16 protein-coding genes are annotated in these 21,567 nt (G+C 69.1%); 12 read left to right on the top strand and 4 right to left on the bottom strand.

The genetic code is table 11. The annotated features are described in order from the left end of the window. The first annotated feature begins 44 nt into the window (after positions 1 to 44). A complete protein-coding gene (locus KOR34_RS12145) occupies positions 45 to 1,562 on the top strand; it encodes an SHD1 domain-containing protein (protein ID WP_146564847.1) in 1,518 nt (505 codons plus the stop codon). Positions 1,563 to 1,626: 64 nt separating this feature from the next. On the opposite strand, the gene hemG is transcribed toward KOR34_RS12145, so the two are convergent. Continuing rightward, the gene (hemG, locus tag KOR34_RS12140) at positions 1,627 to 3,051 is read right to left on the bottom strand and encodes a protoporphyrinogen oxidase (protein ID WP_146564846.1); all 1,425 of its coding nucleotides are present in this window, start codon (positions 3,049 to 3,051) and stop codon (positions 1,627 to 1,629) included. Positions 3,052 to 3,201: 150 nt separating this feature from the next. Between hemG and KOR34_RS12135 the strand changes: the two genes are divergently transcribed. Then, positions 3,202 to 3,387 (top strand): hypothetical protein, encoded by a 186-nt coding sequence (locus tag KOR34_RS12135; RefSeq protein ID WP_146564845.1) that lies wholly within the window; start codon positions 3,202 to 3,204, stop codon positions 3,385 to 3,387. A 7-nt stretch (positions 3,388 to 3,394) separates the two neighbouring features. Here the strand turns inward: KOR34_RS12135 and KOR34_RS12130 are convergent, their stop codons facing one another. Further along, complete coding sequence (locus KOR34_RS12130; protein ID WP_146564844.1) at positions 3,395 to 4,270, bottom strand: outer membrane beta-barrel protein; 876 nt, start codon at positions 4,268 to 4,270, stop codon at positions 3,395 to 3,397. Positions 4,271 to 4,409: 139 nt separating this feature from the next. Beyond that, a complete protein-coding gene (locus KOR34_RS12125) occupies positions 4,410 to 5,513 on the bottom strand; it encodes a DUF1573 domain-containing protein (protein WP_146564843.1) in 1,104 nt (367 codons plus the stop codon). Positions 5,514 to 5,851: 338 nt separating this feature from the next. Between KOR34_RS12125 and KOR34_RS12120 the strand changes: the two genes are divergently transcribed. From KOR34_RS12120 to purQ, 3 genes are all read left to right on the top strand, one after another. Beyond that, positions 5,852 to 6,700, top strand: coding sequence for a prephenate dehydrogenase (locus tag KOR34_RS12120; protein WP_146564842.1), 849 nt, complete (start codon positions 5,852 to 5,854; stop codon positions 6,698 to 6,700). Further along, on the top strand, positions 6,684 to 9,602 hold the full coding sequence (purL, locus tag KOR34_RS12115) for a phosphoribosylformylglycinamidine synthase subunit PurL (protein ID WP_146564841.1): 2,919 nt from the start codon (positions 6,684 to 6,686) through the stop codon (positions 9,600 to 9,602). The genes KOR34_RS12120 and purL overlap by 17 nt, the downstream gene beginning before the upstream one ends. 76 nt (positions 9,603 to 9,678) lie before the next feature. Further along, positions 9,679 to 10,449 (top strand): phosphoribosylformylglycinamidine synthase I, encoded by a 771-nt coding sequence (gene purQ / locus KOR34_RS12110; protein ID WP_146564840.1) that lies wholly within the window; start codon positions 9,679 to 9,681, stop codon positions 10,447 to 10,449. On the opposite strand, the gene KOR34_RS12105 is transcribed toward purQ, so the two are convergent. After that, positions 10,437 to 13,058: a hypothetical protein gene (locus KOR34_RS12105; protein WP_146564839.1), complete on the bottom strand. Its 2,622-nt coding sequence runs from the start codon at positions 13,056 to 13,058 to the stop codon at positions 10,437 to 10,439. The two genes, purQ and KOR34_RS12105, sit on opposite strands and share 13 nt — an antisense overlap. Positions 13,059 to 13,412: 354 nt before the next feature. Here KOR34_RS12105 and KOR34_RS12100 point away from each other — a divergent pair, with 354 nt between their 5' ends. From KOR34_RS12100 to KOR34_RS12070, 7 genes are all read left to right on the top strand, one after another. Then, positions 13,413 to 13,691 (top strand): transcriptional regulator, encoded by a 279-nt coding sequence (locus tag KOR34_RS12100; RefSeq protein ID WP_146564838.1) that lies wholly within the window; start codon positions 13,413 to 13,415, stop codon positions 13,689 to 13,691. Positions 13,692 to 13,773: 82 nt separating this feature from the next. Further along, positions 13,774 to 15,240, top strand: coding sequence for a serine/threonine-protein kinase (locus KOR34_RS12095; RefSeq protein WP_146564837.1), 1,467 nt, complete (start codon positions 13,774 to 13,776; stop codon positions 15,238 to 15,240). 14 nt (positions 15,241 to 15,254) lie between these two features. Then, the gene (gene holB / locus KOR34_RS12090) at positions 15,255 to 16,253 is read left to right on the top strand and encodes a DNA polymerase III subunit delta' (protein ID WP_146564836.1); all 999 of its coding nucleotides are present in this window, start codon (positions 15,255 to 15,257) and stop codon (positions 16,251 to 16,253) included. Positions 16,254 to 16,477: 224 nt separating this feature from the next. Next, the gene (locus KOR34_RS12085) at positions 16,478 to 18,760 is read left to right on the top strand and encodes a V-type H(+)-translocating pyrophosphatase (protein WP_146564835.1); all 2,283 of its coding nucleotides are present in this window, start codon (positions 16,478 to 16,480) and stop codon (positions 18,758 to 18,760) included. Then, positions 18,753 to 19,088 (top strand): rhodanese-like domain-containing protein, encoded by a 336-nt coding sequence (locus KOR34_RS12080; protein WP_146564834.1) that lies wholly within the window; start codon positions 18,753 to 18,755, stop codon positions 19,086 to 19,088. Before KOR34_RS12085 ends, KOR34_RS12080 begins: the two co-directional genes overlap by 8 nt. A gap of 155 nt (positions 19,089 to 19,243) precedes the next feature. After that, on the top strand, positions 19,244 to 19,783 hold the full coding sequence (locus KOR34_RS12075) for a DUF1697 domain-containing protein (RefSeq protein WP_146564833.1): 540 nt from the start codon (positions 19,244 to 19,246) through the stop codon (positions 19,781 to 19,783). Between the two features lie 107 nt (positions 19,784 to 19,890). Further along, entirely contained in the window at positions 19,891 to 21,546 is a 1,656-nt protein-coding gene (locus KOR34_RS12070; protein ID WP_146564832.1) for an MGH1-like glycoside hydrolase domain-containing protein, read from the top strand. The last annotated feature ends 21 nt before the right edge of the window (positions 21,547 to 21,567 follow it).

The following is a 21,567-nucleotide window of genomic DNA, read 5'->3' as shown; positions in this document are numbered from 1 at the left end:
CCTCGAACGCCTCGCTTGAACCGCCATCCGGAGATTCCCTTCCCATGCGTAAGTGCTTGAATGTGCTGCTGGTCTTTGTGCTGACCATCAGCCTCTCGATTGACTATGCCACAGCCGGATGGTTGCTGCGTGGTTGTCGCACGCCGGCTCCCTGCTGCGAGCCCGCAACGGTGGAGTGCTGCGAGGTGGTCGCGCCATCGTGCTGCGAAGTCGTGGTCGAGAGCGCGCCGGTTGAGTCCGACTGCGGGTGCGCTTCGGTGGCGTCTGAAGAGGTGGTGGTGAGTGAGCCGGCCGCTGAGCCGACCGCCCCCGAGCCCACGCCGGCCGCGACCTTCAAGCCCGAGCAGGACTGGTCGTCCGCCGAGGTCGAGCCGAGCCCGGCCGACGCGCCGGCGCCCAACCCCGCCGACCCGGAGCCCGCGGCTACCGCGGTCGAGATCGTTCCGCAGCCCGCGCCGGTCACGCCGCCCCCGGCCATCGAGGCCGAGGACGACGTCCCGCCGCTGCCCGTCATCGACGACGAGCCGGTTGAGGAGCCGATGCCCGAGGTCGTGGAAGAGCCGATGGACGACCTGTTCGGCGACGAGCCTTCCATGGAAGAAGAGCCCATGACCGATGAGCCGCCGGCCGATGACTTGTTCGGCGAGCCCGCTGCCGAAGAGGCGATCCCGACCGACGACCTGTTCGGCGACCCGGCGCCTGCTGACGAAGCCGCCGCCGATGACCTGTTCGGTGACGAACCGGCCGTTGAGGAAGAGCCGATGGTTGAAGAGGCCCCCGCCGACGACCTGTTCGGCGATGAGCCCGCCATGGAAGAAGAGCCGGCCGTCGAGGAGGAGGGCTCGCTGGACGACTTCTTCTCCGCCCCGGCCGAGGAAGAGCCAATGGCCGAAGAGGCGCCCGCCGACGATCTGTTCGGCGATGAGCCCGCTATGGAAGAAGAGCCGGCCGTCGAAGAGGAAGGCTCGCTGGACGACTTCTTCTCCGCCCCGGCCGACGAAGAGCCGATGGCCGAAGAGGCGCCCGCCGACGATCTGTTCGGCGATGAGCCCGCTATGGAAGAGGAGCCGGCCGTCGAGGAGGAAGGCTCGCTGGACGACTTCTTCTCCGCCCCGGCCGACGAAGAGCCGATGGCCGAAGAGGCGCCCGCCGACGACCTATTCGGCGAAGAGCCCGCCATGGAAGAACCGGCCGACGAGGACATTGGCGGCCTGTTCGGCGATGAGGAAGCCCCCGCCGACGAGGAGACGCCTGCGGACGACGACTCGGGCGGCCTCGATGACCTGTTCGGCGATGACCTGTTCAGCAAGGCCGAGCCGATCCTCCGTCAGCCTGGCGGACTCAACAGCCCCGAGATGCGGACGTGGGTCGACAACACCGGCCTGTACCGCACCCGCGGTCGCCTGGTGAGCGTCGCTGACGGCGCGGTTAAGCTGCTCAAGTCGAACGGCCGCACCAGCACCGTGCCGTTCTCCCGCCTGAGCACCAACGACCTGAGCTTTGTGAACCTGCAGGCCTCGGCTCAGCAGAGCTTGGCCGTGATGCGGACCGCTCAGCGGTAGTCGCTCACCGCAGATGCACCAATTGAATCCAAGCCGTCGGGGGTACGCCCCCCGGCGGCTTTTTTCATGTGCCGGCTTCGCCGGTCAGCCGCGCGTGGACCCGATCGGCCGCTTGCTGACCGCTGTGAACGCACTGCGGCACGCCAACGCCGCGGTACGCCGCCCCGGCCAGCCCCAAGCCTGGGTGACGGTCGGCGAGCGCAAAGATCTCGTCGACCAGGGCGTTGTGACCCAGGTGGTACTGCGGCATCCGACGCGGCCAGCGGGCGATGACGACCCGCTCGGGTTCACCGGTCAGGCCACACAGCTCACGGAGTTCCTCGAGAGCTAATCGCTCGAGATCGGCATCGGGCAACTCGGCGAGTTCCGGCTGCAGCGCGCCGCCCACGAACACTCGGATCAGCAGCCGCCCGCTGGGGGTGCGGTCGGGGAACTTCAGACTCGAGAAACTGGCGGCGATGATCCTCCGGCCCTCGGCGGCTGGGACCACAAATCCGAACCCGGTGGGCAGGCTCGGCAGCTGGTCTTCCCTGACGCCCAAGCAGACGATCGACGAGCCGGCGTAGGGGATCTGGTCCAAGAGGCTGCTCAAGTCGGGGTCGACCCCGGTGAGCAGCGCCGCCGCCGCGTACGACGGGGTGGCGACAATCACGCCATCAAACTCATGGGGATCGGCGTCGGGCGCCTCGACCCGCCAACCGCGGGCGGTCTTCTGGATGGCGCGGACCTCCGCCGCCACCCTCACGGCGCCGGCGGGCAGACGCCGCACGGCGGCGTCGACAATCGATTGCATGCCCTCACGCGGCGCGACGAACTGCGAGTACCGTGCGCCGCTCTCGCCGCGCACTCTGTTCTCTTGCCGCCGCGCGGCCAGGAACAGGCTGCCGTGCTCGCGTTCCTGCTCGACGAACTGCGGCATGGTGGCCTGCATGCTGAGCTTCTCGGGGTCGGCCGTGTAGATGCCGGCCAGGAGCGGCTGCACCAGCCTCTGGAATGCTTCCTCCCCGACGCGTCGACGAGCGAACGACGCGACGCTCTCGTCCGAGTCGTCCCGTTTGCGGGGAACAAACGGCTCGCAGAGCAGCCGCAGTCGGCCCCGCCAGCTCAGCAGCGGCGTCCGCAGGATCGGCACGATCGTCCGCGCGGACATCAGCAGGAACCCTTCCGGCGTAGGCGTCACGCGGCCGAGGTTGACCACCAGCGCCCTGCGGCGGGCGGGGTCGGTCTCGAGCAGCTGGTCCGCTACGCCGAGCGTCTCGCAGAGCTGAGTGGCGTAGGGGAGCTTGGTGAGGAAGTTGTCAGCCGACTGCTCGATTAGCCAGCCGTTGTCGCGCAGGGTGCGAAGCACGCCGCCGGGCTGCGGCTGGGCCTCGAAGACCGTCACCTCCGAAGCGGGCGAAAGCTCGCCCAGCCTGACCGCCGCGGAGAGGCCGGCGATTCCGCCGCCAACAATCGCGACTCGTATCGGGGTGGGGGAGGGGGGCGGCATTACTCACGTGGCGGCGGGCGTGTGCTAGAGGCCTCCAGCATACCCTCGGGCCGCTGGAGTCAGAAGCGGCGGCGGCTTGTCGGTCGTGCGGAGGGCGCTAGTATCTGGATGTTAGCCGATCGTTCCTACTCAGCCTGTGCGAGGCGCCACATGGCGAGCCAGCCCACCGACACCGAACCGCCACGCTGCCCCGCATGCAGAGTCGCTGTCGAGCCCGGCATGCCGGCCTGCCCGGCCTGCGGCGAGAAGCTGTACGTCGAGCATCCGGGCGCGTTCCCGCGGGACGCCCGCGCCGTGGACGAAGAAGCCTACCGCCGCGCGCAGGACGAGGCGTAGCGGCGCCCTACCACCAGTGCCGGCCGCGGGGGCTCCAGGCCCAGTAGCCGCTGGGGCGGCCGCCGTAGCGCGCCTCCATGCCGCACGTGATGGTCAGGTTGTTCATCGTGTCCGTGCCATTAGCGCCCAGTGCGAGGTTGTCGACCACCTCCAGGCGCCACGCCAGCCAGCGTCGGGTCTGGTGCTTGACGCCAACGCCGAAGGGGATGGTAAACAGGTGCTGCTGCTGCCGCACGCCGTTGATGTTGGTGAACTCGAGGTCGGTCAGGCCCATCCCCATCCGCCAGTAGGGGCGGATCTTCGAGTCGCCCCACGGGTAGTACATCAGGCTGACATCGGTCAGAAACATGTTGTCGGGTTCGCCCCCGCCGAGGTTGGGCGTCGACCACCCGAGCCGCGCCTGGGCGCCCCAGTAGTGGTCCCAGTCCCACCCCGCCGTGACCGCGGCGAAGTGGTCGTGCGCGCCGCTGACGCCGTTGGCGGCGTTGCCGGTCATCAGGAACGCGCCGAAGTCGAGCGACACCTCGTACGGCCGGTTAAGCCAGCTGGTGCCCCGCAGCGGCTGACCGAGCCCGGTCGCCCGGCCGTGCGTGAACGAGTTGCGAGAAGAGAACTCGTGCAGGCGGGCCAGCGAGTCGGTGAGCCATTCGCCCGAGCTGGTCTGCCATTCCGCGGCGTCGTAGCAGTCGGTGCAGGCGCCGTCGACCTGGTCGCGGGGCGTAGCGAAGCTGTCCGGCGTGAGGGGGGGGCCGTCTTCGGCCGGCGTGGGCAGCGTTTCTTGCTGCGGCGCCCTGGTTGGCGCGGGCTGGGCGCGCGACTCCCCACGCAAGCACGCGGCAGCGAGCAGCATACAGACCAGCCGCAGCAGGTAGACCGTCCTCACGATGGGCGCTCCGGGGCCGTCACCCGAAACCGGGCGGTGGGGCAGCCGGGCGGACGTACCCGCCGACCGGCCGCCGGAAAACAAGGCGGCGGAGGTTAGCGGGCGCAGGGGGCGCCGTCAATGCGAGGGCGGCCGCGTGCTAGCGGTCCTGGGCGAGGCTGCCGCCGATCGGGCGGACCGGCGACTCGGCGCCCTGGGTGGCGTCGGCGACTTCCTTCTCGGGCTCGCCCTGTTCGACCGACTGCTCGATCGTGGCGTACGCCGTGCAGCTGGCGGCGTAAGCGTCGCCGCGGTCGGTGCGGATGATGATAGGCGCCTTGAGGTCGCCGGGCTCGGCAGTGGCGTCGAACTCGACGGTCACGATGTGGTGCTCCTTGGCGTCTTCGTCGGTGCTGAACCGGAAGGCCTTGTTCTCGCACTCGATACTGACCACGCGGAACGGGGTCTTGCCGCGGACGATCAGCCGCTTCTTGGCGGACTGCCCCTCCTCGACCTTGCCGAACACCAGATTGGCCGGCGCGACGGAGATCTCAGGCACAATCCGGCCCTCGACGTCGATCGGCACGCGGGGGTTGCTCGAGTCGTTCGTGACAATCGCCAGCTGCTCCTTCACCAGCCCGGGCGTGGCGCCCTCCTTCAGGCGGGCGAGCAGGTCGTACACCACGCGGCCGCCCGAGCGGTGACGCTCAGTCAGCTCCACTTCAAGGTTGTCGCTGGCGCTGCGGACGTCCTCGATCTTCCAGCTCGACCGGCCCGAGTGGGTGACGGTCACCCGCTTCTCGAGCGTGTCGCCCTGGTCGACTTCGCCGAACACAATGGCGCCCGGCTCGAACACCACGTCGCCGCGGATGTTGCCGTGCACGCGGAGCTGAACCTGACCCCGGTAGGTCGAAACCTTCGGGCTCTTCACCTCCAGGTCGACCGTCAGCGTAGCGCTGTGCAGGCCGGTGAAGGTGCGGGTATTGAACTTAGCCAGCACGTAGCCCTTCTCCCAGGTCTTGATCCAGTCGGTGGTCTCGATCGAGGGGGAGGTGCAGCCGCAGCTGGAGCGGACGCTCAGCAGGCGGATGTCTTCCTTGTACTTGTTGGTCACCTCGAAGCGGTAGACCGTGTCAGAACCCCGGGCGACGGCCCCAAAGTCGTGGTCGACTTTGTCGAACATCTCCTTTGCCCACTGCTGCGCGTGGCAGGCGGGGGCCAGGACGAGGGTGGCAAGCAGAATCAGGCACACTCGCAGATGCATCGCAGGCTCGCTCCTAAAATGCAGCGCCGGGCCGGTCTTCGGCGGGACGCTGTGGTACCAGGGCTGGGGGGATAGCCGGGCACGCGGGGATTCCGATCCCACACATGGGCTAATTTTCACCTTTTTCACAGCATTGGGAAGGCCACTTAGATTGTGTCGCCTGCCCAACTCGCGGAAAGCATAGGTCGCCCCAATGCCGCTGCCGGGCTTGTTTGTTAGAATCGGCCCGGTTCCGGCTATTTCTGACAGATAACCGCTAGCGGAAGCTAATCGCCCTCGGGTTTTGCCCTCCTCCGTGGACCACTGGACACCCCTAGGCTTTGCAGCCCGCGCATCTTATGGCGAACCACGGTGTAGTAGCGATTATCGGGCCGGGGCTCATCGGGGGATCCATCGGCCTCGGCCTGCGGGCGAACGGGATCGCCGAACGCACCATCGGCGTCACGCGGTCCGACGCGTCGACCAAGCGGGCGTTGACCGCCGGTGTGGTGGACGTGGCGACCACCGACCTGGGGGCCGCTTGTGCCGAGGCCGACTTGATCGTCGTTTGCACCCCCGTGAGCGGTGTGCCCGCCGCCTGTCAGCAGGCCGCAGCGGCCGCCCGCCCCGGGACGGTGATCACCGACGGCGGCAGCACCAAGAAGCGTCTGGTCGAAGCGGTTGAACAGGCGTTGGACGGGTCCCCGGTCAGGTTTGTCGGCAGCCACCCGCTTGCAGGCGACCACAAGTCTGGGCCAGAATCTGCCCGGGCCGACCTGCTAGCAGGCCGAGTGGTGGTGGTGACCCCGACCCGGCACACCGACGCGGACGCCCTGGAGGTCGTCAAGCGACTGTGGGCCGGGCTGGGCGCCCGAGTGGAGTCGATGTCGCCGGCGGAGCACGACGCCGCGCTCGCTAAAACCAGCCACGCGCCGCACGTGATCGCCGCCGCCCTGGCCGCCGCAACCCCCGAGGAGCTGCTGGGCCTGACCGGCGGCGGGTGGCGCGACACCACGCGTGTCGCTGCAGGCGGCGCCGGCCTGTGGCGCGACATCCTGCTGGACAACCCGCAGGCGACCCTCCAAGCCCTGGAAGCGTTTACCGAGCAGCTCGGCCGGCTGCAGCAGGCGATCGCGGACAACGACCGCGACGCCACCTACCGACACCTCGAAGAAGGGAAGCTCCGCCGCGATGCTCTGGGAAGTTGATATCCACCCCGCCCCCACCGAAGCCGACCGCGCCGCCGAGCGCCTGGTCGCCTCCGCCCGGCAAGCCGGCTACGGCGAGCAGCTGAACGCGGCTACCGCCCGGGCGTTCCTGATCCAGGGCGAGCACCTCGGCGAGGACCAGGTGCAGCGGATCTGCGACGAGCTGCTGTGCGACCGCGTTGTGGAGCGCGCCGAGTTCGCCCCCGTGGGCGACGACCGGCTGCTGGCCACGCCCGCTCGCCTCGCAGGCGACGCGACGCTGGTGCAGGTGCTTCCCAAGCCGGGCGTGATGGACCCGGTCGCGCTCAGCACCGAGACCGCCATCGCCGACCTGGGCATCGAGCGACCGCTGGTCCGCACGCTCAACAAGTACTGGCTGACCGGCGTCGACGCGGCCGCCGCCCAATCGGTCAGCGACCGCCTGCTGGCGAACGACGCGATCGAGCAGTCGGTCATCGGCCCGCTGTCGGTCGACCACCTGGACGCCGGCGGCGCTTACGAGTTCCATCTGCAGCACGTGAAGATCAGCGGCCTGGACGACGACGCCCTGATGCGGCTCAGCAAGGAGGGACAGCTCTACCTGCAGCTGGCCGAGATGCAAACCATCCAGCGGTACTTTGACGAACTGGGCCGCGAACCGACCGACATCGAGCTCGAGACCCTCGCCCAGACCTGGAGCGAGCACTGCAGCCACAAGACGCTGGCCGGCCGGATTGCGTACCGCGACGAGAACGGCGAGCGGACCTTCGACAACATGCTGAAGGAGACCATCTTCGCCGCCACGCTCGAGCTCCGCGAGCGGTGGGGCGCCGACGACTGGTGCGTCAGCATCTTCAAGGACAACGCCGGCATCGTCCGCTTCGACGAAGAAGACAACATCGCCTTCAAGGTCGAGACCCACAACCACCCGTCGGCCCTCGAACCGTACGGCGGCGCCAACACCGGCCTCGGCGGCGTGATCCGTGACACGCTGGGCACCGGACTGGGCGCCAAGCCGGTCTGCAGCACCGACGTGTTCTGCTTCGCCCCGCCCGACGTCGACGCGGCCGACCTGCCGCCCGGCGTGCTCCACCCGCGGCGGGTGATGCAGGGCGTGGTTGAGGGCGTGCGCGACTACGGCAACCGGATGGGCATCCCCACGGTCAACGGCGCCGTCTACTTCGACGAGCGCTACCTCGGCAACCCACTGGTGTACTGCGGCAACGCCGGCATCATCCCCCGCGACATGTCGTTCAAGGAGCCCCAGCCGGGCGATCTGGCGGTGGCGATCGGCGGCCGCACTGGCCGTGATGGGATCCACGGCGCCACGTTCTCCAGCGCCGAGCTGACCAGCGAAAGCGAGGACCTCTCCGGCGGCGCCGTGCAGATCGGCAACGCGATCGAAGAGAAACGCGTGCAGGACGTGCTGCTCGCCGCCCGCGACCGGGGCCTGTACACCGCGGTGACCGACTGCGGCGCCGGCGGCTTCTCGTCGGCCGTGGGTGAGATGGGCGAGGAGATCGGCGCCGAGGTCTGGCTCGACAAGGCACCGCTCAAGTACGAGGGCCTCTCGTACACCGAGATCTGGATCTCCGAGGCCCAGGAGCGGATGGTCTTCTCGGTACCCGAGGCGAAGCTGGCCGAGTTCCAGTCGCTGTGCGAGTCAGAGGGGGTCGAGGCGGTCGTGATCGGCCAGTTCAACCCGACCGGCAAGCTGCTGCTGAAGTACGGCGAGCACACCGTGGGCGAGCTGCCGATGTCGCTCCTGCACGACGGCCGGCCGCCCGTGGTCAGGCAGGCCAGCTACACGCCCAGCCCCGTCACGCCGCTCACCCCGCCGGACAAGGCCAACTACACCGCCGACCTGCTCGCCATCCTGGGCTCGCTGAATGTGGCGAGCAAGGAGTGGGTGATCCGCCAGTACGACCATGAGGTGCAGGGCGGCAGCGTGGTGAAGCCGCTGGTGGGCGTCCGCTCCGACGGTCCGGGCGACGCGGCCGTGGTGCGGCCGAAGCTCACCTCCCGCCGCGGTATGGTGATTGGCTGCGGCATGAACCCCCGCTACGGCGACCTCGACACCGGCCGCATGGCGGCCAGCGCCATCGACGAGGCGGTCCGCAACTGCGTCGCGGTGGGCGCCGACCCGAAGCTGATCGCGGTGCTCGACAACTTCTGCTGGGGCGACTGCGAGAAGCCCGAAACCCTCGGCTCGCTGGTGAGGGCCGCCATCACCTGCCACGACCTATCACTCCAGCTCGAAACGCCGTTTGTCAGCGGCAAGGACAGCCTGAACAACGAGTTCAGCTACGAGGCCGACGGGCAGAAGCAGACCATCGCCATCCCGCCGTCGCTGCTGATCAGCGCGATGGGGCAGATCGACGATGTCGAGAAGAGCGTCACGATGGACCTCAAGCAGGCGGGCAGCGCGCTCTACCTGGTGGGCGCCACGCGGGACGAGTTGGGCGGATCCCACTTCGCCCAGGTCAACGATCTGGAGGGTGGCGCCGCGCCCACCGTTGACGGGCCGGCGGCCCGGGACACGTTCATTGCACTCCATCAGGCGATCAACTCCGGTCTGGTCCGAGCCTGCCACGACCTCAGCGAGGGCGGCTTGGCCGTGGCCGCCGCCGAAATGGCGTTCGCCGGAGAGCTGGGCGCCCAGATCGACCTGTCGGCCGTGCCCTTCGTGGGCGACGGCGACTCCGCCGCGGCGCGGCTGTTTAGCGAGTCGAACACGCGGTTCCTGTGTGAAGTCGCGCCCGAAAACGAGGCAGCGTTCAGCGAGGCGCTCGGCGGCCGCGCCGCCAAGGTCGGCGTCGTGACCGATTCGCAGGAGCTCACGATCGAGAGCGGCGGCGCGGCGGTCATCAAGTCGCCCTTAGGTGAGCTCAAGGCGGCGTGGCAGTCGCCGCTCGCGTGGTGACCGCACGCCCCTCCGAGAGTCCTCCCGCCAAATCAGCCGCGTTCAACCCCCCGTCCAACGGACAGAGTCAAACGGAATGGCCGCTCCCAAAGCCCTTATCCTCCGCTCCCCCGGCACCAACTGCGACGTCGAAAGCGCCCACGCGTTTGAGTTGGCGGGCGCGACGACCGAGTCGCTGCACATCCGCCGTCTGCTGGAGCAGCCCGACCGTGTCGACGACTTCCAGATCCTCTGCCTGCCGGGCGGGTTCAGCTACGGCGACGACATCTCGGCCGGCCGGGTGCTGGGCAACGAGGTGCGGCTGCACCTGGCGGACGCCTGCCGCCGGTTCAAGGACGCCGGCAAGCTGGTGCTTGGGATCTGCAACGGCTTCCAGGTGCTGATGAAGACCGGCCTACTGGACATCGACGACGACCAGGGCCCGCAGGCGACGCTGACGCTCAACGACAGCGGGCATTACGAGGCCCGCTGGGTGCGCGCCGCGGCAGTGCCCGGCCAGTGTGTGTTCTTGCAGGGGCTGTCGGACCTCGACCTGCCGATCGCCCACGCCGAAGGAAAGTTCGTCGCCCGCGACCAGGACGCGTTCGACGCGCTGCAGGCGGCCGGTAGGCTCGTGATCCGCTACACCGAGCCGTGCGGCGCCTCGCCCGCCACGTACCCGGCGAACCCCAACGGGTCGGTGGGCGACGTGGCCGGAATCTGCGACACGACCGGACGCGTGTTTGGCTTGATGCCGCACCCCGAGCGGTTTGTCGACCGCACGCAGCACCCGCGGTGGACGCGCGGCGGCGTGGAAGAGGGGGCGGGCCTCAAGATCTTCGAGAACGCGGTCGGCTACTTCCGCTGAAGCGCCGGCGCCCCCAGCACTGCCGCCTTGGCGGCGCTGGGCAGTTCGACCGGCCGCACCATTACCGCGTCGAGCTCGGCGGTGATCGGGCCGTTCGCCGCGAACGTAACCTGCAGCGGCGCGTCCTGCAGGGCCCGGCGGAGCAGCCGGAACGGCCGCCAGGACGTGGGGCGGTCGAGCACCACGGCTAGTTCCTCGCCGCCTAGGTTGTCGGTCAGCACGAGCTGGCCGCCGCGGTCGGCGCTCTCCACACGCACCATGCCGGTGACCTCCACCAGCTGCCCGGCCTCCAGGTTCACGCCGGGCGAGGAGATCTCGACCGAGGCGGCCGCCGGCGCCTGGGCGTCGTCGGCGGGGCATTCGATTCTTAGGCACCGCGCGCCATGGGGCGGCGCCGCGCCGGCGAACGACACCACCGCCTGGCTGGCGCCCGCGTCGCGGGCGATGTGCCGCCAACCCGACGCGGCGGCGGTCGTGTGGTCTTCGAAGTCCCCGGCGGGGAGCAGGTTTGCCCGCCGCGAGAGTGGCTCGATGAGCTGCAGCAGCCGGTAGTGGTCGATGATCGTCGACGCCTGCACGGCGAGCGGCGAGCTGTCGAGGGGGCCGACCGCGTTGGCGGCCGCGACGCGGTCGCGGCTCCAGCGGGCGAGCTGGGTGGTCGCCTCGGCGGCGTGGGCGAACGCGGCGCTGATGTCGCCGGTCGACTCGGCGGACTTGGCGAGGCTGATCTTGCGGCGCGCGTCGGCCAGCACCGCCGCGTCGGGCGAGCGTGACCCGGCGGCCAGCACTAAGGGGGAGAGGTGCGCCTCAGCGTGACGCAGCTCGGCCACCGCGATCGACTGCTGCAACGCCTCGGCTCTTCGCGACACGGACCTCACGCGCTGGCCGACCTCCGCGGCGGACCGGGCGTCCTCGGTGATCAGCACCCAGGCGGCCGGGTCGCCGGCATTCACATGGGCCCCGCCCGCCAGTCGGTTGAGGGCCAGCGGACGCATGCCCACCAGCGTGAACTCGTAGGCCTTGGCCGCTTCCGCGACGCCCGGCACGATGTACGTCGCCCCTTGGGAGGATTGGGTCACCGGGTCGTCGAGCCGCGGGATAAGCAGCCGCGTCCTTCCGCGCGACATCACCACCGCGGAGCGGCCCGGCTCGCGGGCGGCGATCTCGCCGGCGCGGCGGCCGTCACGCAGCCAGGGCTCCAGCAGCGTCAGGTTGAGGTTCAGCAACGCCATCCCCTGGCGGACCCGCTCGTCCCCCTCGGCGCCGGTGAACGCGGCGTTGCGAGTGATCCACACGCCGCGGGCGCCGTCGGTCGAGGCGGCGGTCGCCTCGGCGATGACGTCGGTCGGAGCACGCCAGGTGTCGACCGTTCCGGCGGGAGCAAAAGCCGTGACCTGCCGCAGGTACGCGTCGGAGTGCGTGAGCGGGATGGCGGCCAGCAGCGGCGCGCCGGGCCGGGCGAAACGGCGGGCGGCCATGAACCGCGACTTGCAGCCGTCGAGCATCCGCGCCGGCGGCGCCCAAGGCGCGTCGACCACGAGGCCGTCTGCCAGGCGGCTCCATGCGCCCCACGCCTCGGTCGGGCGGGCCAGCACCGGCCGGTTGAGCACGGTGTCGTTCTGCCGCAGCGTTTCTGCGACCGCGGCGGTGGCGTCCAGCGAGTGCTCATCGACCGGGTCGGGCAGCAGCCAGGCCAGCACGCCGTCCCAAGGGGCAGCGGTCGCCGGACTGGTCAGTTCTTCGGTCGGCGGAGGGGGGCAGATCAGCTGCAGGCCAAGCCGCCCGCACTCGTCGCGGAGCTCCTCGGTAGGCGTGGACTCGAACGCGATGGTGTTGAAGCCGAGCTTCTTAAGCTCGGGCAGCGACTCGCCGTAGTGGGTGATCACACGCGGGAAGTACGGCCGGTCGTCGATCAGCAGCCCCTCCTGCGTGAGGCGGACTTGGCGTGGCGTGGGCGGCGCATGTTTGGCGGTCGTGTCAGGCTCGGCGTTGTCGGCCGCGCTGCGCACCAGGCCCTCAATCTTGAGTTCGTCGATCCACAGCGCGGCGCCCTGTGGGTCGCACGGAACGATCAGCACAACCGCGTCCGCGTAGGCGCCCCGTTCATCGATCGAGTGCCCCAGCGAGCTGCCCACGGCGCGGGCGTGCCGCCGCACGGTGGCCGGCGCTTGGCGGAGTGTGAGGGTCTCCCAGTCGCGGACGCCCAGGGCGCGGTCGTCGCCGCGGACGATCGACACCAGCGACCGCCCGGTATTGGGGTCGGTCTCGCGGGGGAATACCACCCGCACGCCGAGCTGCACGCCCGGGTGGTCGGTGCGTAGCCGCACTTCGATCTGCAGGTCCTCAAGGATCGGGGCGTGCCCGATCGGGGTAAGCAGCAGGCCCGAGTAGCCCGGCGGCCCGGTCAGCCGCACTAGCTCCGCGCCGGTGCCCCGCTGGTCGTCCTGGCGGACCCGCTCGTGCGCAAGCACGCGGACGCCAAAGCGGTTGGGGACCGGGCTCCACGAGGTGGTGGGCCCGTCGTACCGCTCCAGCAGCGCCGGCTCCGCCCGCCCGGCGTGCGGGAGCAGCGTCAGCAGGCAGGCGATGAGCAGACGCCGCAAGGGCATAGAGTTCTGGCCCACGCGGCCGCGTGGGCGGACGCCGGGGAATGAGGGCGGCGGGTCGTGTTTAGGACTCGTGAGCCGGTTCGGCGTGTTGCCACAACGCAACACGTGCGTGCACGGCGCAGCGGCCCGTGAATCCCGGGCTTTTAGCAGCGTTCGGGCCTGCGGGCGAGGTCGGTTGGTGAAAACAGGCATCATTTGGCGATCGGCCCGAAGCGGCGGCGCCAACCGCTTGATAATTCGTAACCCGTTTGCGTAGAATCAGTTGGGGCTCATGTAGCAGGAGGTGGAGGCGTCCCGTGGCGCGCCAGCTGCAATCTGAGGTTGGCGTCCACTTCGCCTTGGAGATTAACCCTGATGCCAGACACGCAACGCCTCGCTTCGGATTCCGCCACCCAGCTCCCCGCTGACCTGCAGCAGCTTGTCCATGCTATCCAGAGCCTCCCCGAGACGCAGAGGGCCGAGATCCTGCCGCTGCTCGACCGGGTGGTGGAGAGCACCGGCCGCCGCCGCCGGATCCTGACCTTGGTGCAGGACGCGCTCAGCCAGCTCCGCCTGGACATGAAATACCTGATGTTCGACCTGGAGGCGACTCGTCGCGAGCGTGACGAGTACCGCGAGAAGCTGGAAGACTGATCGCGCCGCCGACGCCGTCCACCGAGCCGACCGACAGGAAACCCCCGGAACTCCCCAGGCACCCAGCCTGTGCAAGTTATCGATGTCTAGCGTTACGACCGCCGAGCAGCTCTCGCAGCGAGCCCAGGATGTGAACATCCTGACCGAACACCAGGCCCAATCGGCCTGGAGCGAGCTGGGCACCCGCAATGTGGACCTCGACACCTTCGCCCAGGTGCTAGTCCGCAAGGGCTTGGTGACCAACTACCAGCTCGAGCGGCTCAAGAAGGGGCAGCGGACCGGCTTCTTCTACGGTAAGTACAAGGTGCTGTACGGGGTTGGCTCCGGGACGTTCGCCCGCGTGTACCGCGCAGTGGACAACGAGTCGGGCGACGTTTTCGCCGTGAAGGTGCTCCGCGCCAGCGTGGCGGCCGAGCCGGGGCAAACCGACCTGTTCCGACGCGAGGGCGAGCTGGGCATGACGCTCAAGCACCCCAATATCGTGCCGATCCACGAGGTGTACTCCAAGGGCGGCGTGCACTACATGGTGATGGACTTTGTTGAGGGACGGAACCTCCGCGAGCTCTACAAGGTCCGCAAGAAGTTCGCCCCGATCGAGGCCGCCAACATCATCGCCGACGTGGTGGCGGGCCTGAACGGCGCGTTCCAGGTCGGCGTCACGCACCGCGACCTCAAGATGTCCAACGTGCTGGTGTCGAGCGACGGCCGCGCCATGCTGGTCGACTTCGGTCTGGCTGCGCTGGAGGAAGAGGTAGCCGACGGCGAGGCGGCCAACGCCCGCGCCATCGACTACGCCGGCCTCGAGCGGGCCACCGGCATGCGGAAGGACGACACCCGCAGCGACATCTTCTTCGCCGGGTGCATGCTCTACCAGATGGTGAGCGGACGGCCCCCGCTCTCCGAGACCCGCGACCGCATGCAGCGGCTGCAGAAGTCGCGTTACCAGGAGATCCCCCCGCTGGGCTCGATCGCGCCGGAAGTCCCCGCTCCGCTGGTGATGGCGATTTCCAAGGCGATCGAGTTCGACCCGGCACGCCGCTACCAGACGCCGGCCGAGATGTTCGCCGACCTCAAGCTGGCCATCAAGCGGGCCGAGTCGGGCGCCGAGGCGAAGAAGCAGGACCGTGCGGTCGGCTCCGAGGGCCTGGGCCCCGATGGCGAGCCGCGCAAGCTGATGATCGTCGAGTCGTCGATCAAACGCCAAGACGTGCTCCGCGAGTTGTTCAAACGCAACGGCTACCGGGTGCTGGTCACGGGCGACCCGGAACGGGCGCTCGACCGCTTCCGCAGCGACCCCGCCACCGCCGAGATCGTCGTGTTCTGCACGGGCGAGCTTGGTCAATCCGCCCTCGAGATGTTTAACCACTTCGGCGAGGAGACCGCCACCCGCGACCTGCCCGCCGTGCTGCTGCTCGACGAGGCGCAGAAGTCGTGGAAGCCGCACGCGGCAGTCGCCGACCACCGCCGCTGCCTGGCGATGCCGATCAAGCTCCGCGAGCTCCGCGAGGCGGTGGTCCTCTCACGCACCGCCAAGGCGACCGCCACCTAGTCGCGAGGGCACGGATGCCGCTGACCGTTCACGAGCACGAGGAGGTCTACCGCCGGTTCCGGCGCACGCTAGCGCACCATCGGCTGGCCAGCACCTACCTGTTCGTGGGGCCCGACGGCGTCGGGAAACGCTCGTTCGCGCGGCTGCTGACCGCGGCGCTGCTGTGCAAGGGCATGCCCGACGCTGAGCTCTCCCCCTGCGGCCACTGCGAGTCGTGCCGGCTGCTCGCGGCCGGCAACCACCCGGACGTGATCCAGGTCGCGCGTCCGGAGGGCAAGTCGGTGCTGCCGATCGACCTGTTCATCGGCGACAAGGAGCACCGCAACCAGGAGGGGCTGTGCCACGAGATCGCGCTGAAGCCGTTCCTGGGCGACCGCCGGGTGGCCATTATCGATGACGCCGACGACCTGAACGTTGAGAGCGCCAACTGCCTGCTCAAGACCCTCGAGGAGCCGCCGCCCCGCTCGCTGCTGATCCTGGTGGGCCGCTCCCTCAGCCGCCAATTGCCCACCATCCGTTCGAGGTGCCAGGTGGTGCGGTTCGGCCCGCTCGCGGAAGCCACGGTCGCGCGGGTGCTGCGTGACGAGGGGCTGCTGGAGGAGGGCGAGGACGCCGACCGGCTGGCCGCGGCCGGGGGCGGGAGCGTGTCTCGGGCGCTCGCCGCGCGCGACACGGCGGCGGCCGAGTTCTCTGAAACGCTGCTCATGTATCTCGCGAAGGCGCAGTTCGACCCCATCCGACTCGCCGCCGAGGCGGTCGCGTTCTCGGCGGAGGGCGGCGCCGAACCGAGCGCCAAACGGGCCCGGCTGGCCGGGCTGATCGGCGCGGCGGTGGGGCACTACCGCCGGGCGATGACTGGCCAGGAGGGGGCGGAACTCGACCCGCACACCGCGGTCCGCTGCCTGGAGCTGTGCCTAGACGCCGAGGCCGCCCTCGGCCGCAACGCCAATCAGGCGACCCTCGTCCAGGCGTGGTTAACCGGGCTGTGGAGGGCGCAGCGGCGCGGGCATTAACGGCTTTCCGGTCTACAATCGGCCGATTTTTGCCTTGTTGACATACTTTGCCGGCGTGGAGTAGTTTGCCCGCTCCTAGGTTTGTTAGCGGCTAACTGGCCCGCGGCAGACGGCTCCTCGCTGGTTGCCCGGCCTTCTCACTGCCGCGTGGACAAAAGGACGGAGGGCCCGCCCTCCCAGTCACGGACGATTAATTCTCTTATCCGATTCTCAGGAGTCGCGTCATGGGTGGTGTTGTTCTGTACGCAGTTCCCGTTGTGGCGGTCGCCGCGTTGGTCTACGCGGTGAACCGCGCGTCGTGGGTTCGCAAACAGGACCCCGGCGACGAGCGGATGCAGAAGATCGGCGGCTGGGTCGCCGACGGCGCCATGGCGTTCCTCTCCCGCGAGTACCGCACGCTGGCCATTTTCGTGGTGGTGGTGGCGGCTCTGCTGGGCTACGTGAACCACCGGATGGGCGCCGGCCAGGAGAACCCCGAGTCGAATGGCCTGATCGCCTTGTCGTTCGTGATCGGCGCGGTCTGCTCCGGGCTGGCGGGCTTCTTCGGCATGAAGACCGCCACCCTGGCCAACACCCGCACCGCCGCCGCCGCCCGGGGCGGCCTGAACACCGCGCTGCAGGTGGCGTTCGCCGGCGGATCGGTGATGGGCCTCTCGGTGGTTGGCCTGGCGCTGCTCGGCATGGGCGGGCTGCTCTTGGTGTACGTGAACATGTACGAGGGCTCCTTGGACGGCGGCGCCGCGACCATGCTGGTGCTGAACATCCTGTCGGGCTTCTCGCTGGGGGCATCGTCCATCGCGCTGTTCGCCCGCGTCGGCGGCGGCATCTTCACCAAGGCGGCCGACGTCGGCGCCGACCTGGTGGGCAAGGTTGAGGCCGGCATCCCCGAGGACCACCCGCTCAACCCCGCCACCATCGCCGACAACGTGGGCGACAACGTGGGCGACGTCGCGGGCATGGGCGCCGACCTGTTTGAGAGCTACGTCGGCGCGATTATCTCGTCGATGATCCTTGGCGTCGCCTGGTACGGCGGCGTGGTCGTCGCCGGCGAGACGCTCGTCGGCGCCGGCATCAACGGCATCCTGCTGCCGTTGGTGGTCGCAGTGGTGGGCGCGGTCGCGTCAATCATCGGCTTCTCGTTCGTCAAGACCGAGGAAGGGGGCGATCCCCAGGCCGGCCTGAACAAGGGCATGTTCGTCTCCGGCGGAATTATGGTGGTGGGCACCGTGATCGCTATCTGGGCGATGATCCCCGCCGGCGGCGTGCAGGTGCAGAGCGTGCTGGACGCGACGGTGACCACCTTCCACTGGTACGGCGTGGTGCTGGCCGTGGTGGCCGGCCTGGCGTCGGGCATCGCCGTCGGCATGATCACCGAGTACTACACCGCCTGCAACCGCCGCCCGGTCGAGACCATCGTCGAGTCCGCCCGCACCGGCCACGCGACCACCATCATCCAGGGTGTGGCGGTCGGGATGAACAGCACCACGGCGCCGATCCTGGTGATCTCCGCCGCGATTATCGCCGCGTACTACTGCGCCGGCCTGTACGGCATCGCGATGGCCGCGCTCGGCATGCTCTCCACGCTCGGCATCCAGCTCGCGACCGACGCGTACGGCCCGATCGCCGACAACGCCGGCGGCATCGCCGAGATGGCCCAGCTGGGCCGCGACGTCCGCGCCCGCACCGACAAGCTCGACGCGGTGGGCAACACCACGGCGGCCATCGGCAAGGGCTTCGCCATCGGCTCCGCGGCGCTGACGGCGCTGAGCCTCACGGCGGCTTACCTGACCAAGATGAACGGCACGGTGTCCATCAACGCGGCGGACCCGTACGTGCTGGTCGGCCTGCTGATCGGCTGCATGCTGCCGTTCCGCTTCTCCGCGATGGCGATGGTGGCGGTCGGCAAGGCGGCCCAGGACATGATCCAGGAGGTCCGCCGCCAGTTCCGCGAGATCCCCGAGCTGCGTCCGGCGCTCGACGCCGCGCAGCGGGCCGAGAGCGAGGAACGCGACCCCTCCGAGGAGGAGGCCGCGGTCATCGCCGCCGCCGACGGCAAGGCCCAGTACTCGCACTGCGTCGACATCGCCACCCGCGCGGCCATTAAAGAGATGGTCGCCCCCGGCCTGCTGGCGGTGATCACGCCGATCGTGATCGGGGTGATCTCGCCAGACATGCTGGGCGGGCTGCTGGTGGGCGTGACGATCTCCGGCGTCTGTCTGGCGATCTTCCAGGCCAACTCCGGCGGCGCGTGGGACAACGCCAAGAAACAGACCAAGGACGAGGGCCAGACGAAGTGGGGCGAGGAGTACGAAGAGATGCACAAGAGCACGGTCACCGGCGACACCGTCGGCGACCCGTTCAAGGACACCTCGGGCCCGTCGATCAACATCCTGCTGAAACTGATTAGCGTGGTGGCCATGATCATCGCGCCGGTGCTGTACAGCATGCACCTCGACGCCCCAGCAACCGCCACCCCTACAGCCCAGGCCGAAGCCCCCAATGAGTGACCTGCCGCTAGAAATCTCCTGCGCCGAAACCAAACAGAAGCTGGACGCGGGCGACGCGTTTGTGCTATTGGACTGCCGCGAGCAGAGCGAGTTCGAAATCGCCACGATCGACGGCGCCACGCTGCTGCCGATGAGCGAGATCCAGGCCCGCGTCGGCGAGTTGGAGCCCAAGCAGGGCGAGCCGATCGTGGTGTACTGCCACCACGGCGGCCGCAGCGCACAGGTGGCCAACTGGCTCCGCGCGCAGGGCTACGCCCAGGCTCAGAGCATGGCGGGCGGCATCGACCAGTGGGCCACGGACATCGAGCCGGGCATGCCGCGGTATTGATGGATGGTGGTAAGTGGTAGTTGGTATTTGGTAGGTGGTAAGTAGTAGGTGGTTGGCTGTCCGGAGCGGACGCCAGATTTGGGGTGTGTGCCTCGATTGGTAGCCACTTGCAGAACCACGCGTCACAAACCAACCACCACCATCAAACAACCATTATGCCCACTTGGGTCGCACTACTGCGGGGCGTCAACGTTGGGGGCAAGAATCGGCTGCCGATGAAGGAGTGGGCAGCGGGGCTCGCGTCGCTAGGGCTCAAGAACCCGCGGACGTACATCCAGAGTGGCAACGCGGTGTTCGAGTCGCCGCGGAAGGACGCGCGTCGGCTGGCGGACTCGATTGCCAAGCAGGTCGAAACGGCCCACGGTTTCCGGCCGCACGTGCTGACGCTTACGGCCGCGAGGCTGAACGAGCTGATCGCCGCCAACCCTTTCCCGGAAGCGGCTTCGGACCCCAAGTCGCTGCACCTCTACTTCTTGTCTGCTACCCCGGCTCGGGCCGATTCCACTGCTCTCGATGCTGCAAAGGCCGACTCGGAGCGCTGGTCGCTCTACGAGGACGCGTTCTACCTGCACGCCCCCGCGGGTATCGGCCGCTCGAAACTGGCCGCGGGTGCGGAAAAATGGCTCGGGACGCCGGCCACCGCCCGCAATTGGCGGACCGTGCTGCAGCTGCAGGCGATGTGCCTGGTAGACTAAGGCGGCCGCGGTGGCGCATCATTTGCCCATAGGCTCCTGTGCTCTTGAGGCTCCCGAATGGGCCGGTCGCCGTGAACCGGTCTGCCCCAACCGGAGGACCCACCGCTTTGTACGCTGCGCTCACCGCCCCCGTGCGTGGACTGCTCCGCCTTGTGCGCCACCGCTCGGGGCAGGCGTCGCGTCTGGTGAACCGTCTGAGCCGTTTGAGCCGCTACGGATGGGACATGGTGCTATGGTCGCACCTCTTGGGCCGGCACCGGGACGCCGCCCCTGCGGAGTTCCCGCCGGCCCTGCTTTCCGACAAGGGGATTGCCTTTCAGCCGCCCACACTGCACGTTTCGGGACCACCCCACGAGACCGCCGCGTGGGGCCAAGGTTTTGCCGCTGTGAACGCGGCGCTGCTGCTGAACCTGCAGCCCCCGGACGTGCTTTCGGAAATCCGATACGCCCACCCGGCACCCGCATTCCGCGGTGTCTACCTGTGGGACTCCGCTTTCACGGCGCAGGTCTGGCGGCACTGGGACCCCCAGGCGGCGCTCGACGTGAACCGCGCGGTGCTCGCCCTCCGCGACGACGATCGGCTGCAGCACGTGGTGGCGGACTTTGTGCAGTCGCGCTACACGCAGCCGCCGCTGCTGGCGTGGTCGCTCGCACGGTGCATTAACGACGACCCAGCGCCCGACCGCGCAGCGCTGGTCCGCGACTACGAAGCGCTCAAGGCGTACCGGGCGTGGTTGATGCGGTGCCGCAGACTGCCGAACGGCCTGTTCGCCTGGGCCCACCCGTACGAGTCGGGCATCGACAACTCGCCGCGGTTCAGCAACCGCGACGAGAGCCGCCTCGACGATACCCGCCGGCTCGCCGCGCCGGACTTCTCGGCGTACCTGGTGCTGCAAGGGGAGGCGTTGGCCGAGCTGGCGGACCGGCTGAGCCTGCCACGCGACGCGTCGCTGCACAGGGCGTCGGCCAGCATGGTCCGCGACGCGGTCAACGAGCACCTGTGGAGCGACGACGACGGCCTGTACTACGACCTCGACACCGCCAGCGGCGAGCTGCTCCGCTGCCGCACCATCGCCAGCCTGCTGCCGCTGTGGGCCGGCATACCCGACGTGGGCCGCGCGGGGCGGATGCTCGAGCACATTATGGACCCGCGGTCCTTCGGCACGCTGACCCCGCTGCCGTCGGTCGCGCGGGACGAGCCGTCGTTCCAGAAAGACATGTGGCGGGGGCCGGTGTGGATCAACGTCGCGTTCGGCGTGATCTGCGGGCTCAAACGCTACGGCTACTGGGAGGAGGCCGCCGAGCTGGCCTACCGCCTGTGCGCCGGCGTCTACCAGACGTTCTTCAACTGCCGCCGAGTCTATGAGTTCTACGACCCCGACCGGCACGACGTCGAGGAGCTGACCCGCAAGCGTGGCAACGCTTGGAAGCGGGTCACGCTAGGCCCCAAGCCGGTGACCGAGTTTGTCGGCTGGTCCGGCCTGGTGAACACGCTGCTGATCGAGGTGCTGGCGGGGAGGGAGTCGAACGCCGGCGAGCTCTCCTTCCGGCCCCTGCTGCCGCCGGCCTCAGCCGGCCGGGAGCTGAACGTCAGCCTGCCCGCCGACGGACTCACGATAAGCGTCCAGCGCCTGGCCGACGGCCAGGTCAGGGGCGTGATCCGCGGCGGCGGCGAACCCGAACAATTCACTCTTCCGCTCGGCGAGGCCTACACGCCCCACAGCGGGAGCGGCGGTAGGGTCGTGCTGCACGACTCCGCCTGAACCACCACCGGGAACCCAACG

Origin of the sequence: Posidoniimonas corsicana (assembly GCF_007859765.1) — a bacterium.
Lineage (GTDB): Bacteria > Planctomycetota > Planctomycetia > Pirellulales > Lacipirellulaceae > Posidoniimonas > Posidoniimonas corsicana.
The sequence above is the reverse complement of the archived record's forward strand: the minus strand, read 5'-3'. Positions and strand labels throughout refer to the sequence as shown.

Excerpts from the sequence above, each read along its gene's own strand:
- KOR34_RS12105 (WP_146564839.1), bottom strand. The coding sequence starts at position 13,058 with ATGCCCTTGCGGCGTCTGCTCATCGCCTGCCTGCTGACGCTGCTCCCG.
- KOR34_RS12125 (WP_146564843.1), bottom strand. The coding sequence starts at position 5,513 with ATGCATCTGCGAGTGTGCCTGATTCTGCTTGCCACCCTCGTCCTGGCC.
- KOR34_RS12075 (WP_146564833.1), top strand. The coding sequence starts at position 19,244 with ATGCCCACTTGGGTCGCACTACTGCGGGGCGTCAACGTTGGGGGCAAG.
- holB (WP_146564836.1), top strand. The coding sequence starts at position 15,255 with ATGCCGCTGACCGTTCACGAGCACGAGGAGGTCTACCGCCGGTTCCGG.
- hemG (WP_146564846.1), bottom strand. The coding sequence starts at position 3,051 with ATGCCGCCCCCCTCCCCCACCCCGATACGAGTCGCGATTGTTGGCGGC.
- KOR34_RS12085 (WP_146564835.1), top strand. The coding sequence starts at position 16,478 with ATGGGTGGTGTTGTTCTGTACGCAGTTCCCGTTGTGGCGGTCGCCGCG.
- purL (WP_146564841.1), top strand. The coding sequence starts at position 6,684 with ATGCTCTGGGAAGTTGATATCCACCCCGCCCCCACCGAAGCCGACCGC.
- KOR34_RS12080 (WP_146564834.1), top strand. The coding sequence starts at position 18,753 with ATGAGTGACCTGCCGCTAGAAATCTCCTGCGCCGAAACCAAACAGAAG.
- KOR34_RS12145 (WP_146564847.1), top strand. The coding sequence starts at position 45 with ATGCGTAAGTGCTTGAATGTGCTGCTGGTCTTTGTGCTGACCATCAGC.
- KOR34_RS12120 (WP_146564842.1), top strand. The coding sequence starts at position 5,852 with ATGGCGAACCACGGTGTAGTAGCGATTATCGGGCCGGGGCTCATCGGG.
- KOR34_RS12100 (WP_146564838.1), top strand. The coding sequence starts at position 13,413 with ATGCCAGACACGCAACGCCTCGCTTCGGATTCCGCCACCCAGCTCCCC.
- KOR34_RS12095 (WP_146564837.1), top strand. The coding sequence starts at position 13,774 with ATGTCTAGCGTTACGACCGCCGAGCAGCTCTCGCAGCGAGCCCAGGAT.
- KOR34_RS12135 (WP_146564845.1), top strand. The coding sequence starts at position 3,202 with ATGGCGAGCCAGCCCACCGACACCGAACCGCCACGCTGCCCCGCATGC.
- purQ (WP_146564840.1), top strand. The coding sequence starts at position 9,679 with ATGGCCGCTCCCAAAGCCCTTATCCTCCGCTCCCCCGGCACCAACTGC.